Annotated in this window: 20 protein-coding genes; 14 read left to right on the top strand and 6 right to left on the bottom strand. The window is 51.9% G+C overall.

The annotated features are described in order from the left end of the window. Positions 1–2 precede the first annotated feature (2 nt). Positions 3–851 (bottom strand): helix-turn-helix domain-containing protein, encoded by an 849-nt coding sequence (locus tag ACS18Q_RS00890; RefSeq protein WP_014203999.1) that lies wholly within the window; start codon positions 849–851, stop codon positions 3–5. A gap of 287 nt (positions 852–1,138) precedes the next feature. On the opposite strand from ACS18Q_RS00890, the gene ACS18Q_RS00885 reads away from it, so the two are divergent. From ACS18Q_RS00885 to ACS18Q_RS00875, 3 genes are all read left to right on the top strand, one after another. Continuing rightward, positions 1,139–3,040, top strand: coding sequence for a PTS fructose transporter subunit IIABC (locus tag ACS18Q_RS00885; RefSeq protein WP_014204000.1), 1,902 nt, complete (start codon positions 1,139–1,141; stop codon positions 3,038–3,040). Between the two features lie 142 nt (positions 3,041–3,182). After that, entirely contained in the window at positions 3,183–4,379 is a 1,197-nt protein-coding gene (gene manA, locus ACS18Q_RS00880) for a mannose-6-phosphate isomerase, class I (RefSeq protein WP_441257272.1), read from the top strand. 83 nt (positions 4,380–4,462) lie between these two features. Continuing rightward, complete coding sequence (locus tag ACS18Q_RS00875; protein WP_014204002.1) at positions 4,463–5,356, top strand: ROK family protein; 894 nt, start codon at positions 4,463–4,465, stop codon at positions 5,354–5,356. Here ACS18Q_RS00875 and zntR read toward each other — a convergent pair. After that, positions 5,351–5,755, bottom strand: coding sequence for a Zn(2+)-responsive transcriptional regulator (gene zntR, locus ACS18Q_RS00870; RefSeq protein WP_014204003.1), 405 nt, complete (start codon positions 5,753–5,755; stop codon positions 5,351–5,353). The genes ACS18Q_RS00875 and zntR overlap by 6 nt on opposite strands. A gap of 2 nt (positions 5,756–5,757) precedes the next feature. Between zntR and ACS18Q_RS00865 the strand changes: the two genes are divergently transcribed. The 3 genes from ACS18Q_RS00865 (at position 5,758) to purD (ending at position 8,977) form a co-directional block, all read left to right on the top strand. After that, positions 5,758–5,916: a phosphoribosylamine--glycine ligase gene (locus ACS18Q_RS00865; protein ID WP_412499192.1), complete on the top strand. Its 159-nt coding sequence runs from the start codon at positions 5,758–5,760 to the stop codon at positions 5,914–5,916. A gap of 88 nt (positions 5,917–6,004) precedes the next feature. Further along, entirely contained in the window at positions 6,005–7,597 is a 1,593-nt protein-coding gene (gene purH, locus ACS18Q_RS00860) for a bifunctional phosphoribosylaminoimidazolecarboxamide formyltransferase/IMP cyclohydrolase (RefSeq protein WP_441257271.1), read from the top strand. A gap of 87 nt (positions 7,598–7,684) precedes the next feature. Then, the gene (gene purD / locus ACS18Q_RS00855; RefSeq protein WP_004728326.1) at positions 7,685–8,977 is read left to right on the top strand and encodes a phosphoribosylamine--glycine ligase; all 1,293 of its coding nucleotides are present in this window, start codon (positions 7,685–7,687) and stop codon (positions 8,975–8,977) included. 78 nt (positions 8,978–9,055) lie between these two features. Here the strand turns inward: purD and ACS18Q_RS00850 are convergent, their stop codons facing one another. Both ACS18Q_RS00850 and hupA read right to left on the bottom strand, forming a co-directional pair. After that, complete coding sequence (locus ACS18Q_RS00850) at positions 9,056–9,748, bottom strand: DUF1481 domain-containing protein (protein ID WP_172561841.1); 693 nt, start codon at positions 9,746–9,748, stop codon at positions 9,056–9,058. Between the two features lie 42 nt (positions 9,749–9,790). After that, on the bottom strand, positions 9,791–10,063 hold the full coding sequence (gene hupA, locus ACS18Q_RS00845; protein WP_004728324.1) for a nucleoid-associated protein HU-alpha: 273 nt from the start codon (positions 10,061–10,063) through the stop codon (positions 9,791–9,793). Between the two features lie 406 nt (positions 10,064–10,469). On the opposite strand from hupA, the gene ACS18Q_RS00840 reads away from it, so the two are divergent. Further along, on the top strand, positions 10,470–11,552 hold the full coding sequence (locus ACS18Q_RS00840; RefSeq protein ID WP_004728323.1) for a CNNM domain-containing protein: 1,083 nt from the start codon (positions 10,470–10,472) through the stop codon (positions 11,550–11,552). Between the two features lie 46 nt (positions 11,553–11,598). Here the strand turns inward: ACS18Q_RS00840 and ACS18Q_RS00835 are convergent, their stop codons facing one another. Next, positions 11,599–12,843: a mechanosensitive ion channel family protein gene (locus ACS18Q_RS00835; RefSeq protein WP_441257270.1), complete on the bottom strand. Its 1,245-nt coding sequence runs from the start codon at positions 12,841–12,843 to the stop codon at positions 11,599–11,601. A gap of 167 nt (positions 12,844–13,010) precedes the next feature. After that, positions 13,011–13,616 (bottom strand): YjaG family protein, encoded by a 606-nt coding sequence (locus tag ACS18Q_RS00830; protein ID WP_038152521.1) that lies wholly within the window; start codon positions 13,614–13,616, stop codon positions 13,011–13,013. 72 nt (positions 13,617–13,688) lie between these two features. Here ACS18Q_RS00830 and ACS18Q_RS00825 point away from each other — a divergent pair, with 72 nt between their 5' ends. The 7 genes from ACS18Q_RS00825 (at position 13,689) to ACS18Q_RS00795 (ending at position 19,801) form a co-directional block, all read left to right on the top strand. Then, the gene (locus tag ACS18Q_RS00825) at positions 13,689–14,615 is read left to right on the top strand and encodes a D-2-hydroxyacid dehydrogenase (protein ID WP_286279779.1); all 927 of its coding nucleotides are present in this window, start codon (positions 13,689–13,691) and stop codon (positions 14,613–14,615) included. Then, positions 14,615–15,187 carry a uracil-DNA glycosylase family protein gene (locus ACS18Q_RS00820; RefSeq protein ID WP_441257269.1) on the top strand — a complete coding sequence of 191 codons (573 nt, stop codon included), beginning with the start codon at positions 14,615–14,617 and terminating at the stop codon, positions 15,185–15,187. The genes ACS18Q_RS00825 and ACS18Q_RS00820 overlap by 1 nt, the downstream gene beginning before the upstream one ends. A gap of 155 nt (positions 15,188–15,342) precedes the next feature. Beyond that, positions 15,343–16,317 (top strand): LPP20 family lipoprotein, encoded by a 975-nt coding sequence (locus tag ACS18Q_RS00815; protein ID WP_014204008.1) that lies wholly within the window; start codon positions 15,343–15,345, stop codon positions 16,315–16,317. Positions 16,318–16,341: 24 nt separating this feature from the next. After that, on the top strand, positions 16,342–17,355 hold the full coding sequence (locus tag ACS18Q_RS00810) for a hypothetical protein (RefSeq protein ID WP_055467193.1): 1,014 nt from the start codon (positions 16,342–16,344) through the stop codon (positions 17,353–17,355). A gap of 3 nt (positions 17,356–17,358) precedes the next feature. Continuing rightward, entirely contained in the window at positions 17,359–17,955 is a 597-nt protein-coding gene (locus ACS18Q_RS00805; RefSeq protein ID WP_004728316.1) for an LPP20 family lipoprotein, read from the top strand. 56 nt (positions 17,956–18,011) lie between these two features. Further along, positions 18,012–19,622: a transglycosylase SLT domain-containing protein gene (locus ACS18Q_RS00800; RefSeq protein WP_441257268.1), complete on the top strand. Its 1,611-nt coding sequence runs from the start codon at positions 18,012–18,014 to the stop codon at positions 19,620–19,622. Between the two features lie 8 nt (positions 19,623–19,630). Further along, entirely contained in the window at positions 19,631–19,801 is a 171-nt protein-coding gene (locus ACS18Q_RS00795; RefSeq protein ID WP_014204012.1) for a hypothetical protein, read from the top strand. Positions 19,802–19,803: the final 2 nt, after the last annotated feature.

Genomic DNA, 19,803 nt, shown 5'->3' with positions numbered 1-19,803 from the left:
CCCTACTGCACCTGAACTCGGTACTGGGACGGCGTCATCCCCGTGCGCTGCTTAAACACGCGAAAGAAATAATTCACATCCTGAAACCCGCAACGTGTGGCCACTTCAGCCAATCGAAAACGATATTTTTTCAGCATAAACTTGGCTCGCTCCATCCTGACCCAAGTAATGTAATCCGCCAGCGTCATATGCCCCTGTTGACGAAACAGACGCGATAAATGATTCGCAGAAATGTTGAAGCGGTGCGCAATGCTATCGCGCGTAATCGCACGATGAAAATTCTCCTGAATGTAAATACAGATCCCTTGATACAAATCTTCACTGCGTTTTTTTGAGGACTGTGTGGGTTGTTCCAAGATCATCAATGTGTAGTTAAGCAGCGCACACAGCAGGTGCTCATCCATTGGTGTTTTGCGCGGTTCACGCGCCAACGCACTCAAGCTCTCCAGAATGTTGTCGATCGCATACCCCGTACGCGTTTGAATACTGTGCTTTTGCACGTCGTAAAACCCGACCTCACCTTTTCGCTTGGCGACAAAACTAAACCCCAATTGACGACGGCCAAACAACAAGCTCAGTACCGAGCAATCTCCCTCCCAATCTGGCTTATTCCAGCAGTTCGGTGGAATGTACAATGCATCCCCCGCCATGATGTCAATCGTCTGTACACCGTGCTCGTCATCCTCCATTTGATTGCGATAGCACCCTTTAAGTACGAGCTCTAAACGAGGGAAGTTGACCTGATAACTGAACGGTGGGGGCGTATGCTTGTCACCCGCAAACCAAATCCGATGGCAACGGTCTCGTTCATCCACTAACGCTTCAATAATGTGAGTAAAAACTTGGCTCATCACGCCTCCAAACTACGCACCAATAGTCCAATTCTATGGATTATCACCACATAGAACCAGATGAAGCCATCAAGAAAACAGCCACCAATATAAACATAACAACATGTTTTTATTGTTATTTTACTTAAAATTCTAGATGTAAATCCGAATCCATCAAAAGAGAGCAAGATCACGTTTAAGTATAGAGGTTACAATAATCCAGTAAATGCATTGTTTGTACACTACCCCCTACTAGCCATCATGCTCACAATGAAAGCATTAGAAAACAAGACACCAAGGGAACGACAATGATCACCGAACTGATTAATGAGCGATTAATTCGGCTCAATCTAAGTGCACAGGACAAAGACGGCGTGCTGTCTGAACTGGTTGATGTATTGGATCAGGAAGGCCGCCTTCACGACAAACAACAATTTTTGGCAGACATTTATGCACGTGAAGAATTAGGCAATACCGGCTTTGAAGACGGCGTGGCCATTCCACACGCGAAGAGTCGCGCGGTGAAAGCACCAGCCGTGGTCATCGGTATCAGCCGCAACGGGATCGAATACGGCGCAGAAGATGGGTTGCCATCTCAATTATTTTTCATGATTGCGTCACCTGACGGCGGCGCGAATCATCATATCGAAGTGTTGGCCGAACTCTCTTCCAAACTCATCGAAGAGGGCTTTATTGCCCAATTTCTTGCCGCACAAAACGAACACCAAGCGCTGGAATTACTGCTGGCCCAATCAGAAACTCGCACAGAAAGTCGTGGTGAAAACGGCTTTTTGATCGGCGTAACAGGTTGCCCAACGGGAGTTGCGCATACATACCTGGCGGCGGAAGCACTAGAAAAAGGCGCGGCAGAGCTGGGGTATCGCATCAAAGTCGAAACCAATGGCTCAATCGGAGTAAAAAACTCCCCAAGCGCAGCAGAGATTGCCGAAGCGGCCGCCATTATGGTCACCAGTGACAAACAAGTGGACATGGCACGATTTGCCGGTAAACGACTGATTGAAACAGGGGTGAAAGAACCGATCCGTGACGCAAAAGGCCTGATTCAACGAGCGCTGCAAGCACCGATCTATCAACCGGATGCTCGCACACAAGCGAGTGCCGACGCGAAAGGAAAAGCTTCGCAGACCCGTTCTGATCTATATCGCTACTTGATGAATGGCGTCTCACACATGATTCCGTTTGTTGTGACGGGCGGTCTATTGATTGCCTTGGCACTGGCGATTGGCGGACAACCGACGGAAGCCGGTATGGCAATTCCTCCAGGCAGCATGTGGAATAAAGTGCTGGATGTCGGTGTGGTCGCGTTCACGCTGATGATTCCAATTCTGGCAGGCTACATTGCATATGCGATTGCTGATCGGCCTGCGCTCACTCCAGGATTAATTGGCGGCTGGATTGCTAACAACGGGTCATTCTACGGCGCCGATGCGGGGACAGGCTTTATCGGTGCCATCATCGCCGGGTTGTTAGTCGGTTACTTTGTCAAATGGCTCACCAGCATTCACTACCATAAATTTATCCAACCATTGGTGCCTATCATGATCGCACCGATTGTCGGTTCACTGTTCATTTCGAGCTTGTTTATCTTTGTCATCGGAGCACCGATTGCCAGTTTGATGGATAACATGACCGCACTGCTGACTTCGATGAGTTCAGGTAACTTGGTGCTACTGGGGATTGTGCTTGGTGGGATGGCCGGCTTTGATATGGGCGGCCCCTTCAATAAAGTCGCTTTCTTGTTCTCGGTCGGTATGATTGCCAGCGGTCAAACTCAATTTATGGGTGCAATGGCGTGTGCCATTCCCGTGGCACCACTAGGCATGGGCCTTGCCACCATTCTTGGCCGCAAACTGAACCTGTTTGAAGCGTCAGAAATTGAAGCAGGTAAAGCGGCGGGCGCCATGGGCTTGGTGGGCATTTCTGAAGGCGCCATTCCATTTGCGGCGCAAGATCCAATGTCTGTGATTCCTGCAAACGTGGTGGGTTCCATGGTGGCGGCCGTGATGGCATTCTCCTTTGGCATCACCAACAGCGTGGCACATGGCGGACCCGTTGTGGCTCTGCTCGGAGCGATGAACAAACCCTTGCTTGCAATTGTGTGTATGATTGCAGGTTCAGTGGTCACTGCGCTATTGTGTGTGACATTGAAGAAGATGCGTCAGGCGAAACAGCAACACGTCGCCGCTTAACTGCACAATTCACCCTCCTCCGTCCGACGATTCGGACGGAGTTTGACAACAATCATGCTCCTAATTGTTAGGTTTTGTTGTACTCCTGCTTGTCGCAGGAGTTTTTTGCCATCAAGGCGATGTAATTTTTCGGGGATCAAGAATGAATACCATCACGACGCCGTTCTTTGTCATGAAGAACCAAATCCAAAACTACGCTTGGGGAAGCATTGACTCCATCAGTCAGTTATTTGGCATTGCCAATCCTGAGCAACAACCGCAGGCTGAAATTTGGATGGGGGCACACCCAAATGGATGTTCCGAAGTTGAACTGAACGGTCAACCTTGCTTGCTGAGCGAACTCATCGCGCAAGACAAAGCACGTTTTTTATCCCAACAAACCGCAGCTCAGTTTGGCGAACTGCCTTATCTGTTTAAAGTGCTGGCCGCAGCTCAAGCACTGTCGATTCAAGTGCATCCCAGCAAAGAAGAAGCCCAAGCGGGTTATGCCGCAGAAAACGCAGCGGGCCTCGACCGCGCTGCCGCGCATCGTAATTACAAAGACCCAAACCATAAACCCGAACTGGTTTACGCCCTCACCGCGTATCAAGCCATGAATGGCTTCCGTGGCATCCCAGCGATTGTGGCGCACTTCGAGCCGCTGAATATCGCTCCGATCCAACCTTTGATCGATGCACTGCGCCACCAGCAGACTGAACAAGGCCTGCAGCAATTCTTCACCCAGTTGCTCTCTTTGACCGGAGACCTCAAACAACAAGCCGTCGCCGCGCTGCTTGTGTATGCGCAGTCGCATCAATCTCAAGACGTCTTCGCTTTAATCCTTGAATTGGCAACGCAGTACCCAAATGACATTGGCTTATTTGCACCACTGATGCTCAACGTGCTGACCTTGCAACCGGGTGAAGCAATGTACTTGGACGCACGGACACCACATGCCTATTTAAAAGGCACTGGACTAGAAATTATGGCGAACTCAGACAACGTACTGAGAGCAGGCCTCACCCCGAAACACATGGACGTCGAGGAATTGACAAAGTGCACTCGCTTTGCGGAAAAACCAGCCAACGCACTGCTGCTGGAACCTATCGAGCAAGATGGCGCCTTGCTGTTCCCCGTCCCAGTCGACGATTTCAAGTTCGCGTTATACACCGCGCCACAACAAAGCGACGTCACCATGAACAGTGCCGAAATTATTTTCCCAATTGATAGCGATGCCACGCTCATCAGTGACGAAGGTATCGAAGTCACCATTCACAAAGGGCAATCCGTGTTTATTCCGGCTTATACTGCTCATTACCAGCTCAGCTCGGCTGGTCGCGTGGCGCGCGCTTATAACTGATCACCGCCACATGCCCATGGTAGTCCCTGTAGACACGAACGAAGGCGGCCTGATTTGGCCGTCTGTTCAGAGAAGGATGAAAGATGAGAATTGGTTTTGACATCGGCGGCACAAAAACAGAAATCTGCGTACTCAGCTCATCCGGTGACTTGATTTGGAATCATCGAATTTCAACCCCGAAACGCTACGAAGATTTCGTCACTGCGATCCTAGAGCTCGTCAACCTTGCCGAGCAACACCATGGTCAAGCCGACGCCATTGGGCTGGGGTTGCCCGGAGCGATCAGCCCGGCCACCGGCCTCATCAAAAATGCCAATTGCGCATTTTTAAACGGACGCGATCTACAACACGACTTAACCAGTCAACTCGGTAGAGCGGTGAACTTGGCCAATGATGCCAACTGTTTTGCTTTGTCTGAAGCCATCGATGGTGCGGGCAAAGATGCCCCCGTGGTGTTTGGCGCCATCCTCGGTACTGGATGTGGTGGTGGTCTCGTCATTCACCAGCAGTTGCTGGTTGGCCCCAACGCCGTGTGTGGGGAGTGGGGACACAATCCGTTGCCGGGATACCATGAGCCGCAAGACGGCCCAGCTCGCGCATGTTATTGCGGACGCCATAATTGCATTGAAAGTTATATTTCCGGAACAGGGTTACAACACAGCTACCAGTTAAAAACCGGCCAAACCCTGAGCGCAGAACAAATCATTCAAGCGTATGAACAAGCACAACCGGCGGCCGTCGACTGCTATCATCAGCTCATTGATCACATGGCGCGCAGCTTTGCCGCGCTAGTCAACATCCTTGATCCCGATGTCATCGTCTTGGGCGGCGGCTTATCCAACGTGCGCCAGTTATATCGCGATTTACCAGACGCCACAGCCCGCTACGTGTTTTCGGATACTGCGCAGGTACGCTTTGCACAAGCGAAATATGGCGACAGCAGCGGCATCCGTGGCGCGGCTTGGCTCGGCCTATAAGCTTTCCAGCGCCGCCAAAATGGAGCAATGGCTGGCGTCGTCATCCCGATGGCCGCAGCAGGCGTCATTGATTTTTTTCAGGGCGCTGCGAATGCGCATCAAGTCGGCAATTTTCTCATCGATCAACATCAGCTTGGCCGAGGTAATAGATTTGACCTCAGCGCAGCTGTGCTCGGTCGCTTCCAACCGAATCTCAAGGAGTTCCTTAATTTCTTCCAGACTCAACCCCAGCTCTTTGGCTTTGAGGATAAAACTTACCTGTTTCTGATTCTCTTCATCATACAATCGGTAACCCGAATCGCTGCGACCGGCTGGCGAGATCAGCGCATTTTTCTCGTAAAAACGCAGCGTATCGGTGGAAACTCCACACCGTTTCGCCAATTCACCTATCTGAAACATAACTGTACCTATTTACTCTTTGGTTACTTTTTTCGCTTGAAAAACCTGTTTTTAGCTATTATTTTCCCAACGCCAAACGATTGCGCGAGATCTTTTGTAATAAATTGGTTAGAATACGCGCCATCCGAACTCTTGGAGAAAAAGGTCTTTACCAAAACTGACCAAGGGGTGATGCAGCGCTATCCCTCATGAACAATTTTGGCAAACATCTTTCGTCATTAACTCCGTGAATTTAAGGAAAATGGAAGCATGAATAACGCTCGTCCAATTCGCCGTGCACTCATCAGCGTATCAGATAAAACTGGCATTGTTGAGTTTGCAAAAGCGCTCTCTGAGCGCGGTGTCGACATCCTGTCTACTGGTGGTACCGCTCGCCTACTTGCCGAGCAAGGCATTGCAGTAACTGAAGTCTCTGACTACACCGGTTTCCCAGAAATGATGGACGGGCGCGTGAAAACGCTGCACCCGAAAGTTCATGGTGGCATTCTTGGCCGTCGTGGTCAGGACGACGAGGTCATGAACACGCACGCCATTAACCCAATCGACATGGTGGTAGTGAACCTTTACCCATTCGCGCAAACTGTAGCGAACCCGAACTGCACACTGGCTGACGCGGTGGAAAACATCGATATCGGCGGCCCAACCATGGTGCGCTCTGCGGCGAAAAACCACAAAGATGTGACCATCATCGTGAACGCGAACGATTACGACCGCGTGATCGCCGAAATGGATGCAAACGAAAAATCACTGACGCTGGACACGCGTTTTGACCTCGCCATTGCTGCGTTTGAACACACCGCGGCTTACGACGGCATGATTGCCAACTACTTCGGCACCATGGTTCCGAGCTACGGCGAGAACAAAGAAGGCGATGAGGCATCCAAATTCCCACGCACCTTCAACCAACAGTTCATCAAGAAACAAGACATGCGTTACGGCGAAAACAGCCATCAAGATGCCGCGTTCTACGTCGAAGCAAACCCAGAAGAAGCGTCGGTGTCTACCGCACGTCAGATTCAGGGGAAAGCCCTGTCTTACAACAACATCGCCGATACCGATGCGGCGCTGGAATGTGTCAAAGAGTTCGCTGAACCAGCATGTGTGATCGTCAAACACGCCAACCCGTGTGGTGTGGCACTGGGCGGCGACATTCTGGAAGCGTACAACCGCGCCTACCAAACCGATCCAACCTCCGCATTCGGCGGCATCATCGCGTTTAACCGCGAACTCGATGCAGCAACGGCCACAGCCATTGTCGAACGCCAGTTTGTTGAAGTGATCATCGCCCCAAGCGTCTCTGCTGAAGCGATTGACGTAGTGGCTGCGAAGAAAAACGTGCGCCTGCTGGAATGTGGCGAATGGCACAGCAAGACCACTGGTTTTGATGTGAAACGCGTCAATGGTGGCCTGCTGGTTCAAGACCGCGATCAAGGCATGGTGACACTGAGCGACCTGAAAGTGGTTTCTCAACGTCAACCGACCGAAGAAGAGCTGAAAGATGCGCTGTTCTGCTGGAAAGTCGCGAAATACGTCAAATCAAACGCGATTGTGTACGCCAAAGGCGACATGACCATCGGTGTTGGCGCAGGCCAAATGAGCCGTGTCTACTCCGCGAAAATTGCGGGTATTAAAGCGGCCGACGAAGGTCTGGAAGTGGCTGGCAGCGTGATGGCATCCGATGCGTTCTTCCCATTCCGCGATGGTATCGATGCCGCCGCAGAAGCGGGCATTAAATGCGTGATTCAACCGGGTGGTTCCATGCGTGATGAAGAAGTCATTGCCGCTGCGGACGAGCACGGCATGGCGATGATCTTCACCGGCATGCGTCACTTCCGTCACTAAAGCTTCGAGCCGTCACAGGGGAGCCAGCCAGCGTGGTCGCGCTCCCCATGATGCAAAGATCCGAATTTAAAATTAAGGAATTCATTTATGCGAGTTTTAATTATTGGTTCTGGCGGTCGCGAGCACGCGCTAGGCTGGAAAGTCGCGCAAAACCCTGCGGTTGAAACCGTATTTATCGCTCCGGGGAACGCGGGCACCGCGCTGGAAGCGAAGCTGCAAAACGTCGATATCGCAGTTGAAGATGTCGCGGGCCTGGTTGCCTTTGCACAGAACAACGCGATTGAGCTGACGATCGTTGGCCCTGAAGCGCCGCTGGTCATTGGCGTGGTCGATGCATTCCGCGCAGCTGGTCTGCCAATCTTTGGCCCAACGCAAGCTGCCGCGCAATTAGAAGGCTCAAAAGCGTTCACCAAAGATTTTCTGGCGCGCCATAACATTCCAACCGCCGCTTATGCCAACTTCACTGAAATTGAGCCAGCGCTGGCGTATGTGCGTGAACAAGGTGCGCCGATCGTCGTCAAAGCCGACGGCCTCGCTGCGGGCAAAGGCGTGATTGTCGCCATGACGCTAGAAGAAGCGGAAGACGCTATCAAAGACATGCTGGCGGGCAACGCGTTTGGTGATGCAGGCAGCCGTGTTGTGGTCGAAGAGTTCCTCGATGGCGAAGAAGCCAGCTTCATCGTGATGGTCGATGGCGAAAACGTGCTGCCAATGGCCACCAGCCAAGACCACAAACGTGTCGGCGACCAAGATACTGGCCCGAACACCGGCGGCATGGGCGCTTACTCACCAGCACCTGTCGTGACCCAAGCCATCCACGATCGCGTGATGCAGGAAGTGATTTACCCAACCGTGCGTGGCATGGCGGCCGAAGGCAATCCATACACAGGTTTCTTGTATGCCGGCCTGATGATCGACAGCACCGGCGCGCCTAAAGTGATTGAATACAACTGCCGCTTTGGTGACCCAGAAACCCAGCCGATCATGATGCGCATGCAATCTGATCTGGTGGAACTATGTCTGGCAGCGATTGATGGCAAACTGGACCAAGTGGAATCGAAATGGGATCCACGCGCGTCCATCGGTATCGTGCTGGCTGCGGGTGGCTACCCGGGTGATTACGCCAAAGGCGACATCATTTCCGGCCTGCCAACCACGGAAGTGGAAGGTCAGAAAGTGTTCCACGCGGGCACCACCGACAAAGATGGCCACGTCGTCACAAACGGCGGCCGCGTGCTGTGTGCGACCGCGCTCGGCAATACCGTGTCAGAAGCGCAGCAACGTGCGTACGAACTGGCAAAACAGATCAGCTGGCATGGCATGTTCCACCGCAACGACATCGGTTACCGCGCGATTGCTCGCGAGCAGGAAAACCAATAACGTCCATCGTTGATTCGCAAAAAGGCGCCGTAAGGCGCCTTTTTTCTATTCGGGGTGTCTGCTCAAATGAGCACGCGATTAATCGCTAATCAGATTCGGACGCCGCACGCAGTCGTGGTTATCATCCGCCAGCATCAGCAGCTCTTCGACATACACTTTGTCGTTGCGGATTTTGCCCAGAAACGCGACATAGCTGTCGAGCGATGACAGTCGGTTGACCACAAAATTGGGCAGTGTCTGATTAAATTCAATCCGGCGATATTCTCGCCCGGTACAGGTTTCAAACACCTCACCATCCCACACACCTTGGATCAATTCCAACCCTTGTGCATCCTGAGATTTGGTCATCTCGGCGAGTGCATTTGCCTGCTGCTGATAGTGCGATAACTGATCTTGGTTGAGGGGCAACACTTTCCCGTCGACACGGTATTGCTGATACACCGCTTCACCGTCTTTGTTGAAACGCAGTTGCACACGATAAGGTACCAAGACCTTGTTTTTCGGTTGAACGCCTTCGCGCACAACTTCACGCACTTGGCCTTCATCCCAACGATAACTGGACGTGTACCAACCAAAACGCTCAGACGACACATAATCTGCCGCACTGCTGGGTTGGTTTTGACGTTCGGTATACCAATAGAAACTGGTCGCGTCCCCCATACTTTGTCCCCCGGTGTAGTCATTGATTTGTTCGAGGTTAGGTGTTGGGAGAGAAGAGGAGCATCCGGCCAGTACGCCCAATGCCAATAAAGGAAACAGAATTTTTTTCATAGAGGGAAAAACGCCGAGACAGACATCTCGGCGTTACATCAATTACTTCACTGAATCTTTCAGTGCTTTACCAGCAACGAATGCAGGTACGTTTGCTGCTGCGATTTTGATCTCTTCGCCAGTTTTTGGGTTACGACCTGTACGCGCTGCACGGTGATTTACTTTGAATGTACCAAAACCAATTAGTTGAACTTGGTCACCCTCTTTCAGTGCGCCTTCAACCGCGCCAAGAGTAGCTTCAAGAGCAGCTTTAGCCTGAGCTTTAGATAGGTCTGCTTTCTCTGCGATAAAGTCGATTAATTGGGTCTTGTTCATTAGGTTTCCCTTCTCATAGGTTATCGAATTCAGTTCACTCTAAAGCATAAATGCCCCGTCTGGCAAAGGTTTGTCGCGTAACTTGTGCCTCTCTGACGTACTTTTAACCATAATATGAGTAATAACTCACAATTTGTTACGGATTGGGCCAAGCGCCTGACGGAATTATCACGCAAAATGGCATCCCAGATTGTTGGCGAAGCCCCGCTACGCCTGATGTATCAAGGTGTTTCGGAATTAAGAAACGTCACAATCAATACGGACACTTAACATCAACAGCACGTTTTTTTGCTGTTAAAATGCAGCCATCAGCGTGGCAGTTTTGCAAACACGACCACGCTCCTCCCCCGAATGTCACACATCCCCATTCGGGGGTCATGATAGGTATAACCATTAAGGAACCCGCATGCTTTTGCTTACGATATACGTCACTGTGGCGATTAGCGTATCGTTTATTTGTTCTGTGCTTGAAGCCGTTTTACTCAGCCTAACGCCCAGCTATCTGGCGCAGTTGCGCCAACAAGCGCATCCGTCCGCTGAAAAACTGGCTCGACTCAAAGGCGACATTGACCGCCCACTGGCGTCGATCCTCACCTTAAATACCATCGCCCACACCATTGGTGCGGCGAGCGCAGGCGCACAAGCCGCCGTCGTCTTTGGCAGCCAATGGCTCGGCGTGTTCTCAGCCGTGTTGACGCTGGGCATTCTGGTGCTATCTGAAATTGTGCCCAAAACCATTGGCGCGGCATACTGGCGCCAACTGGCACCAGCCAGTGCGGTGATCCTCGATTGGATGGTGTGGTGTCTGACGCCGTTTGTCTGGTTTTCGCAGCAAATCACCAAACGCTTGGCGCGCAACATTGAAGTGCCACGCATGCGTGATGAACTGTCGGCCATGGCGCTGCTCGCCAACGAAAGCGGAGAACTGGCAGAAGGAGAATCGAAGATTCTCAACAACCTGCTGAGCATCAGCGATGTGCCAGTCACGCAAGTGATGACGCCGCGTACCGTGCTGTTTCGCGTCAATGCCGCGTTAACTATCAACGAATTTCTTTCCCAGCACAGCGACACACCGTTCTCGCGCCCGCTGGTGTACAGCGAAGACATCGACGACATCATCGGCTTTGTCCATCGCCTTGAACTATTTAAGTTGCAACAAAGCGGCTTTGGTGACAAACAACTGGGCATGGTGATGCGCCCGATTCACGTGTTGCTCAACACCCAAACGCTCCCCAAAGCTTTTGCTCAGATGATGAAAAACCGCCTGCAGCTGTCCTTAGTGGTGGATGAATACGGCACCGTGCAAGGATTGTTGACGCTAGAAGATGTGTTTGAACATCTGCTTGGCGAAGAGATCATCGACGAAGCGGACCGCACCACCGACATGCAAAAGCTCGCGACCGAACGCTGGGAAAGCTGGAAACGCGAGCACGGCGTGATTGAAAGCCGCGACGAAGAAGAGGACGCGCCGCTCGATAGCCGCAAATAACCCGCTGCCAAAAAAACGCCCCGAAAAATAAGGGGCGTTGTTGTATTTACGACGTGACGTGCAAATGGCGGAAATCATGCCCGGTTGGCGCTTGCGCCGCCCGTAGCCCAAAGTCCGGCAACACCGCATACAGATGATCAAAAATGTCCGACTGAATGCGCTCATAATCCACCCATGCGGTGGTGTTGGTAAAACAGTACAACTCCAATGAAATGCCTTCATGCGTCGGCGCTAACTGTCGCACCATCAACGTCATGCCTTGATGAATATCAGGATGTGCACGCAGGTAGCGTTCCAGATAAGCGCGGAAGCTGCCCAAATTAGTCAGGCGACGCCCATTGATTAAGCATTCCTCATCAAACTGCTGACTGTGGTTGTGCTGCGTGATCTCTTCCAACTTGGTTTTGATGTACGGCTCCAACAGTTTCGCGCGCGTCAAATACTCAATATCCTGCTGCGATAAAAAGTGCACACTGGTGGCATCAATCAACACACTGCGTTTGATGCGGCGGCCGCCAGAGTCTTGCATGCCTTTCCAGTTCTTAAACGAATCGGAAATCAGCGCGTAAGTTGGAATCGTGGTGATGGTTTTGTCCCAGTTTTGTACTTTCACGGTGGTCAAACTGATGTCAATCACATCACCATCGGCGCCATATTTGGGCATTTCCAACCAATCGCCCACGCTGAGCATTTTATTGGCTGACAACTGAATCCCAGCCACCAACCCAAGGATGGGATCTTTAAACACCAACATGATGACCGCGGTCAGTGCGCCAAGTCCGCTGAGCAGAATCACCGGCGATTTACCCACTAAAATCGACGTGGTCAGCAGCGCCGCGATGACAAAGAAGACGATTTTCAAGCTCTGTACAATGCCGCGAATCGGCATGTTGCGGCCCAATGGCGTGCGCGAGAGCAGTGTGTCCGCCACATCCAGCAGCGAATACAAGGCGAGCAACGCAAACAGCACAATCCACAGTGCCACCAGCGTCAGAATCCAATCGCGAATCACGCTCTCCGGTGCCAGCCATAGGTTGGTTTGCACACCAATCAAGAGACCCTGAATCACCAGTGCGATGCGGCTAAACAATTTGCCCGCAAACAGCGCGTGACGCCAAACCGCATCGGATTTTTCTGCGCGGCGTTTCAGCCACGCGACCACGCCTCGATGGAGCACAATGTGCACCGCCACCGCGATCAGCACGATCAAACCTAACGCTTCTGACAACTTCATAAACTGAGACATTTCGATGCCAAACTGGCCCAGCCAAGTCTCCAAAGACTGCAACATCCTTTACTCCTGCATTTTGGACTACGTGATACGCATCCTAACGCATTATGGGGTATCGTGCTGTGGCAGCTAACAATTTATAACAATATTGGCCGCGGGCAGGCCGAGAGGGGAAAAACAGGCAGGTCGTCGCAGGCAGGAGGCGTGCTCCCACCCGCATCCATCAATTACAGTGACACACCAATGTTGCTGATGCAGTCGTCACGTAGCTCTTGACGCAAATCTTTGATCAAGTCGATATCGCGCTCAATCGCTTCACGCAGTGGTCGGTAGATGGCCCATTGCACATCCCACTCTTCGCACACGGCTTCGTTCTCTTTCTGATTGTCATTGGTGATGGTTTCACCGGTTTGCGCTTCTTCCAATTGCGCGACGGTTTGTACCGAAATCTGGCTGACTTTCTGCATCGATTCGTACAAATCATCGCGATCCAACAGGCCATGCAGCGCTGTCGCGAGCGCTTCACACGCATCAATCGCCGGATAAACCGCGTACAAGTCAAACTCATCTGAGGTCGGGATCAGCTCTTCCAGTTTTTCCAATTGACGCTCAAAGTTAATCTTGGCGTTTTTCACCGTCATCAATTCCCAAATGCTGTCGAGAATTTCACGGTAACTGCGTGGCTCAGCGAATTGGGTATGTTCACAGAACATGGCGTAATTCGGATACATGCGTTCACATAGACACGCCATAAAGGTAATCTGTTGCCAAGGTTCAAACTTCTCAAGGCGAAGTTGCAAAGGGTTCTGTAACCCATTTGATGTCTGTAACATGGTCACTCAATTCGTTGCGGAAAAAGACAGCGGAAGTGTACTGGATAACCAGCGGGGAAAAAAGGCGCATCTATGAACAATTTCACTCATCAGCTGTACATTTTAACGGAGCACAACGCCTGCTATCGCGAAGCCATTGAAGCCCTGCACCTGCCTGAGCTTGCAATCACCGACGATCGCAGCCAAGCCACCTTGCTACTGGCCGCGCCTCCGCTGGCGGCGCAATGCTTGGATGAGTTTCCTCGCTTGGAATGGCTGCAATCGGCCTATGCCGGGGTTGATGCACTGATCGCCCCTGGCTTGCGACAAGATTATGAACTGACCAACGTCAAAGGTATTTTTGGCCAACAGATTGCCGAATACGTGCTCGGTTACACCATCAGTCACTATCGCCATTTCACGCGCTATCAACAGCAGCAACACCACCTGCAGTGGCAGCCACACCAATATCAATCCTTGAACGGCCAAGTGATGACGATTCTCGGCACAGGCTCCATCGGTGCTCATTTGGCGAACGTGGCGACGGCGTTTGGCTTCACGGTGATTGGCGTCAACAGCTCTGGCATTCCGCCCAAGCACGGCGCGTTCAGCCAGACGTATCACATCAATGAGTTGCCTGCGGCACTTGCTCAGGCAAATATCGTGGTCAACACCTTGCCCAATACGCCAAGTACGCTGGGATTACTGGGCAAGACCACCTTGAGTCACTGTCAGCAAGCCCTGCTGTTTAACGTCGGCCGCGGCAAAACCTTGGTCGAAGACGAACTGATTCCACTGATTGAAGCGGGCCATATTCAACATGCCTTTTTGGATGTATTTGCCAACGAGCCACTCAGCGACACACATCCGTTTTGGGCACACCCAGCCATCACCGTCACACCGCACATTGCTGCGCTAAGCTTTCCGCAGCAAGTGGTGGACATATTCGCTGCCAACTACGCACTGTGGCGCGACGGCTTTCAGCTCAACCATCGCATTGATTTTAGCAAGGGGTACTGATGCTTCACGATCTGCTGCGCGACATTCGCCAGTGCCGTGTGTGTGAACCGGCCCTGCCCTTGGGTGCCAATCCCGTGATTCAAGCGGACGAAGCGGCGCGGATTTTGATCATTGGTCAGGCTCCCGGGATTCGCGTGCACCAAAGCTCGATACCGTGGAACGATCCGAGCGGCGATCGCTTGCGGCGCTGGCTCGACATCGACAAAGAGACCTTTTACGACCCCAAACAAATCGCCATCATGCCGATGGGGCTGTGTTATCCGGGCAAAGGCAAAAGTGGCGATCTGCCGCCGCGTCGAGAGTGCGCGCCGCTGTGGCATCAATCCGTCTTGGCCCAGTTGCCGAACATCCAAATGACACTGCTGATCGGTCAATATGCACAAAACTATTATCTGAAAGACAAACCCGCCACCCTGACCGAAACCGTGCGTCAATGGCAACGCTGGGCACCGCATTACCTGCCGCTCCCCCACCCATCGCCACGTAACACATTGTGGCTCAAGAAGAATCCTTGGTTTGAACAAGACGTGGTCGCCTACATTGCGAGGCATGTCAAAACGCACATTAATTAAGCAAAATGTAATTTACACGGATGCATAAGCATTCAAAAATCTGATCACCTTCATATAAATGTGATCTTCTCCCAAAAAACGCATTTATCTTAAATAGATAACTATATAGTATGCAAATTCATACTTACGTTTAGTTGCGCTTATCAAATAACACCATGCTATCAATAAATAACAAAGTCATCATCGCCTTATGCAGTGTGGCTTTATGGGCTTGTCAGTCAACCACACCACCCGATTGGTACAGCACGCCGCCAACCAATCAACCGGAATACATCACTGCTGTCGGTGAAGGACGCAGTTTAGATCAGGCCAAACAAGCTGCGCTCAGCCAAATCAACGCCCAACTTTGGACCCAAATTGATTCATCGTTCGCATCACGCGATGTCTATCAAAGTCGAAATGAGCTTTCGTCCACCAGCTCGCTTGTGGATAACAAAATCAATAGCAAAACATCGACGATCACGTTCACCGGGATTGAGTACCCACAAGTCGAACATAACGACATCGCCTACTACGTTCAGGCCAAAGTCAGCCGCGACACCATCATCCGCCAATTACAATCCGATATTGAGCAAAGCAACCGCAACGCTCAGCGTCAACTCGACCAACGCCAACATCAAGACCCGCTGGTGTGGTGGTTGAATAACCGCCAGCGCACCTCGGAAGGCAATGCAGTTGCCGTGCGCCAAGCCATGCTGCGTGCGCTCGATCAGGACCTCATACCTAAGGCACCAGCCGTTGATACGCTGCTCAGCACCATTGCCGAAGTTCAGTCGACGATCGTGATTCGCTTTGCCGCTTCAGCCAAAAACAAGAAAAGCGCTGAACTGCTGGCCGATAAATTCTCTCATGAACGTTTGAAAACCACCTTCAAACGCACCGCGGCCGCCACACACACACTTAAGTTGACCTCAGAGTTACGGCAAAGCACGGTGGGGGAAGCCTATATCTCAACTCAAATTACGACCCTCAAACTCCAAGGTCGAAAAGGAAATATCCTCGCGAGTAACGAAATTATTTCTAGCGGGAATTCTGTGTCCAATTACTCCCTGTCCAAGGAGGGAGCCGAGCGTCATTTCGCGGAAATCGTCGACGCTCAAGGGCTATGGAACGCCCTCGGAATTAAATAAAAAAACAATATGGAGTTGTCTATTATGTTAAAACAAACCGCAGTGGCGCTGGGTGTGTCTTTGATGCTCTCCGGCTGTATTTCGACTGGCCCAGACGCCATCTGTACACCGGATATGGCCGTGAACTTGGCGAACGCCGAAGTGCCAGCCAAGTCCAGCGAAGACCGAAAAGTGATCGTGTTACCTGTCGACATGGACTTCAAAGACAGTGCGCAAAAGAAAATGCAATCGGTCATTCGTAACGCGCTAGAAAGCCAAGTGATTGAAACCGGCACGCAACTGGTGGATCGTAAACTGGCTAACAAGCTGAAAAAAGAAATCAAATTGGCGGAGCAAAGTGGTCGCTACAACACCAAAGGTGTGCCGATTGCCGACTACGCTGTGTTGACTGAAATCACCAGCACCGATTTCTCAAAATCTTTTGATGAAGCGCGCAGCTACAAAAACAAAAAAGGCGAAACCATTCACGTTCCAGCCAGCTGTCGTTACGAAGTGGATGTGACGGCGATTGTGAAAATTGTCTCTCTGCCAGACATGGCGCTGGTGAAACGCATCGAAATTAAAGGCGACGACTCGTCATCCACCGAAACACGCAATTCAAGCTGCCCAATCTCAAATGCCGGATACCAAGGCTTGGCCAGTAAAGCCGCCGCAGAAGCCGTGGAATACAGTTCCGATCTGAAAAAGATGATGGCCGCCAGCGCGCCCGTGCTTGAAGTTCGTCAATGTGAGGCGGGCATCATGGCCAAGATTGCGATTGGTTCTGAGAAAAACGTGAAACCCAACGACACCATCGCCTTTTCCAAGATCCTCAAAAACAGCGAAGGCGAGCTAGAAACATTCGCCGTGGGTGAAGGCACCGTGGTCAACATTCCAACCCACGGCATCAAGGCCAAGTACTCTTGGGTCGGCATTGATGAGGAAACCTCACTCAAGCTGCGCAAAGGCGATGCGGCGAAAATCGTGCCTAAAGATTGTAACAGCCTGCTCGACCTCGAATGCCACGCGCAAACCACAATGAAAAGTATGGGACTATAACCGATGAAAAAAACACTCCTGATGAGCGTGATGGCGCTCTCTCTGGCCGCTTGTAACAGCACACAAACCGTTGAACAGGCGCAGCAATTTGCGCAGTGTACTTTCCCGGATGCCCCAACGACCGAAGCTCCAGCGTGGATCTGTGATGTAATGCCAACTGATCTGGAAGCTGGCGCAATGGGCTATGCCAAGAAAAGTGCCGCTGGCATGGGCGTGATGCGTAAAGTGGCGATCAACGAAGCACGTGTGCAATTGGCCGCGCAATTCCAAACCGACGTCAACAACCTGTTTAAACAAGCGGTTCAAAGCTCGGTCAACACCACCAATGACGTCGCCGTTGAAAACGTGGTGGAAACATTCGAAAACGTCACCAAAAACGTGGTTACCCGCAGCCTGTCGAACAGCAAACTGATCGTCAGCCAAGTGAGCCCAACGGGCGGCCTGTACGTCCTGGTGGGCATGGACAAAGCCACATTCCAAGCCAACGTCGATCAAGTTGTGGATGCCGCATCTAAAGACGCGAAATTATGGAATCAATTCAACAACGAGAAAGCTGCGGAAGACTTGACTAACGCGCTGAACTCACTGAAATCCATGTAACTCAGACAAGGCAGGGCTACCGATTGCCCTGCCTTTATTTCGGCTAGGAATTGTTCATGCGCAGACTCAAAAAAACGCTCATTGCCCTTTCTCTCTCCTCTTTCTATTGCACCAGCTTTGCCGCCACACACGATGCCTTTGCCGAGCTGGATCAAGCCACGGCCAACGCCAAACGTTCTCCAGAAGAAATCAAACAAGAATTTCACGACTACGTGAATCGACGCTTCGACGAGTACGAAGCATGGCGAGAAAACTACACCCGCGAATTAGATCAACAGCGCCAAGCCTTAATTAATCAATGGGGCAGCGCGCAAATCTCCGACCAAACCACCGACGTGCAATACAGCGCGGATGATTCGGTGAGACAAGTAGTCGATTATGAAAACAACACGGCTACGGTGTCGGTGTTGGTGGATGCCTCCGTCAGCAATGCCACCGCGCAGCAGTTGGCCGCCCAGCAGCTCAACCTGCCTGAAGGCACGGTCGCCGACCTTAACCAAGCACAAGTCTCCGAGCACGCCGTGAATTATTCACGCGAGCAAGAAAACCAAGAAAAAGACTTCGTGCTGGCCCAAACGCGCGCGCAGATGAATGAATACGACATTCAGGCCGAGCGCTTGATCGCCGCCGATACTGGCGCGCCGGATGACTTTATTTATCAACGGGCCTACCAGAAAAAAATGGCGCTGATCGATGAAGCAAAACAGCGCATTGAGCTAATCAGCAATCAATACCGTCAACAGCGCAAAGCATTGGGCATTCCCGAACCGCTGCCGGCAGACCCAATCCACGCAGCGCAGCCCGTCGACCAGACGCCAGCCAGCAACGAAGTCGCGACTGTCACCGAGCGCCAAGCGGAACCCACCCCGGCTGTCGTACCGTCCAAGGCAAAACCAGCACCTGTCGAACCGGTCGTGGCCAAGGTGCCTGGAACCACCGCGCCATCCGACGAGCATCAAGCGGCGCAACCGGTGGCATCGTCCACCAGCAGCGACCAACCGGCGGCGACTGTGACAGCGCCCGTGACAACGCCTGCGGCCGAAAAAGCAACCACACACACGGCCGCCGCACCGAAAAAAGTCATCAGCTACAAGATCAGCCTGCCCAACAACAGCTTGGCAAAACGTGCCAGCCACTACCAACCGCTCGCCCTAGAAGAAAGCGAGAAATGGTCGGTGGATCCAGCGCTGGTGATGGCCATCATGCACAGTGAATCGGCCTTTCGTCCGGAAGCGAAATCTTATGTACCTGCGTTTGGTTTGATGCAGATCGTCCCGACGACCGCTGGACATGACGTGAACCGTCAGATGAGAAAAATTGACGCGCCAATGAAGGAGTCTGAGCTCTACCAGCCGCCCGTCAACGTCGAAACCGGTACGGCTTACCTGCATATTTTGCAAAGTAAGTACCTGAAACGTATTGAAGATAAGCAAAGCCGTTTGTACTGCACCATCGCCGCCTACAATACCGGCGCGGGGAATGTGGCACGAGCGTTCAATGCCGACCGTTCGACCAATATTCGTAAAGCAGCCGGTGAAATCAATCAGCTCACGCCCGACCAAGTGTATCAGACGCTGATGAACAACCTGCCGTACGATGAAACCAAAACTTACCTGAAAAAAGTGTCATCACGTTTGGCGCTTTATCAGCCTGAAACCACACAGTGAGCATCAATATGTTGCGTTTAATTCCGCTGTTGTTGATCGTCGTTGGCGTGTACATCGGCGTTCAATACAAAGACACCATCACCGACTGGCTCGGTCAGGACGCCCTCGACCAGATTGAACAAGCCGTCAGTGACGGCACCGATCGGGTGAAAGACAAATTGGAAGAGTTGAAAGAATAATC

It is taken from the genome of Vibrio sp. Vf1514, assembly GCF_052076135.1.
Lineage (GTDB): Bacteria > Pseudomonadota > Gammaproteobacteria > Enterobacterales > Vibrionaceae > Vibrio > Vibrio furnissii.
The sequence above is the reverse complement of the archived record's forward strand: the minus strand, read 5'-3'. Positions and strand labels throughout refer to the sequence as shown.

Coding starts and splice junctions, on each gene's coding strand:
- ACS18Q_RS00875 (WP_014204002.1), top strand. CDS start 4,463: ATGAGAATTGGTTTTGACATCGGCGGCACAAAAACAGAAATCTGCGTA.
- ACS18Q_RS00805 (WP_004728316.1), top strand. CDS start 17,359: ATGAAAAAAACACTCCTGATGAGCGTGATGGCGCTCTCTCTGGCCGCT.
- ACS18Q_RS00890 (WP_014203999.1), bottom strand. CDS start 851: ATGAGCCAAGTTTTTACTCACATTATTGAAGCGTTAGTGGATGAACGA.
- ACS18Q_RS00825 (WP_286279779.1), top strand. CDS start 13,689: ATGAACAATTTCACTCATCAGCTGTACATTTTAACGGAGCACAACGCC.
- manA (WP_441257272.1), top strand. CDS start 3,183: ATGAATACCATCACGACGCCGTTCTTTGTCATGAAGAACCAAATCCAA.
- ACS18Q_RS00885 (WP_014204000.1), top strand. CDS start 1,139: ATGATCACCGAACTGATTAATGAGCGATTAATTCGGCTCAATCTAAGT.
- ACS18Q_RS00795 (WP_014204012.1), top strand. CDS start 19,631: ATGTTGCGTTTAATTCCGCTGTTGTTGATCGTCGTTGGCGTGTACATC.
- ACS18Q_RS00800 (WP_441257268.1), top strand. CDS start 18,012: ATGCGCAGACTCAAAAAAACGCTCATTGCCCTTTCTCTCTCCTCTTTC.
- ACS18Q_RS00815 (WP_014204008.1), top strand. CDS start 15,343: ATGCTATCAATAAATAACAAAGTCATCATCGCCTTATGCAGTGTGGCT.
- ACS18Q_RS00840 (WP_004728323.1), top strand. CDS start 10,470: ATGCTTTTGCTTACGATATACGTCACTGTGGCGATTAGCGTATCGTTT.
- hupA (WP_004728324.1), bottom strand. CDS start 10,063: ATGAACAAGACCCAATTAATCGACTTTATCGCAGAGAAAGCAGACCTA.
- ACS18Q_RS00830 (WP_038152521.1), bottom strand. CDS start 13,616: ATGTTACAGACATCAAATGGGTTACAGAACCCTTTGCAACTTCGCCTT.
- purH (WP_441257271.1), top strand. CDS start 6,005: ATGAATAACGCTCGTCCAATTCGCCGTGCACTCATCAGCGTATCAGAT.
- zntR (WP_014204003.1), bottom strand. CDS start 5,755: ATGTTTCAGATAGGTGAATTGGCGAAACGGTGTGGAGTTTCCACCGAT.
- ACS18Q_RS00850 (WP_172561841.1), bottom strand. CDS start 9,748: ATGAAAAAAATTCTGTTTCCTTTATTGGCATTGGGCGTACTGGCCGGA.
- purD (WP_004728326.1), top strand. CDS start 7,685: ATGCGAGTTTTAATTATTGGTTCTGGCGGTCGCGAGCACGCGCTAGGC.
- ACS18Q_RS00820 (WP_441257269.1), top strand. CDS start 14,615: ATGCTTCACGATCTGCTGCGCGACATTCGCCAGTGCCGTGTGTGTGAA.
- ACS18Q_RS00810 (WP_055467193.1), top strand. CDS start 16,342: ATGTTAAAACAAACCGCAGTGGCGCTGGGTGTGTCTTTGATGCTCTCC.
- ACS18Q_RS00835 (WP_441257270.1), bottom strand. CDS start 12,843: ATGTTGCAGTCTTTGGAGACTTGGCTGGGCCAGTTTGGCATCGAAATG.